General features: G+C 61.5%; 1 protein-coding gene. It reads right to left on the bottom strand.

The features are described 5' to 3' along the window. Positions 1 to 696: AMP-binding enzyme (locus M5B96_RS32365; RefSeq protein WP_248801231.1), on the bottom strand; the 696-nt coding region annotated here is incomplete at both ends.

Here is a 696-nt window from a genome sequence, read left to right as displayed (position 1 = left end):
CAGGCCGACCTGGCGCATGCGTTCGATCAGCGTGACAGCCAATAAGGAATGACCGCCGAGCTCGAAGAAGTTGTCGTGCCGCCCTACGCGCTCGACCTTGAGCAAGTCGCCCCAGAGTTGTGCCAGTACGTTTTCGACTTCGCCTTGTGGGACTTCGTATTCACGGCTGATCAGTGCCGCGCCATCCGGTACCGGCAGGGCCTTGCGATTCAGCTTGCCGTTAGGCGTCAGCGGCAAGGCATCGAGCTGCACGTAGGCCGCCGGGACCATGTATTCCGGCAGCGCGCCTTGCAGATGACCGCGCAGGCTTTCGATCTCCAGCACGGTTTCAGGCTGCTGCGCCGTGACATAAGCCACCAGGCGTTTTTCACCGGGATTGTCTTCCCGTGCCAGGACCACGCTTTCCTTGACCCCGGGATAAGCGGCCAGGCGCGCTTCGATTTCACCCAGCTCAATCCGGAAACCACGGATCTTCACCTGGTCGTCGTTACGCCCCAGGTATTCCACCGTGCCATCCGGCAGATAGCGGCCCAGGTCGCCGGTGCGGTACATCCGACCGACATTGAACGGATCATCGAGGAAGCGTTCGGCAGTCAATTCAGGGCGATTCAGATAACCACGAGCCACCTGCACGCCACCGATATACAGCTCGCCCGCCACACCCAGTGGCGCTGGCTGACGGTTGGCATCCAGCAG

The sequence above is a fragment of the Pseudomonas sp. MWU13-2105 genome, assembly GCF_023242315.1.
Taxonomy (GTDB): Bacteria; Pseudomonadota; Gammaproteobacteria; order Pseudomonadales; family Pseudomonadaceae; genus Aquipseudomonas.
The sequence above is the reverse complement of the archived record's forward strand: the minus strand, read 5'-3'. Positions and strand labels throughout refer to the sequence as shown.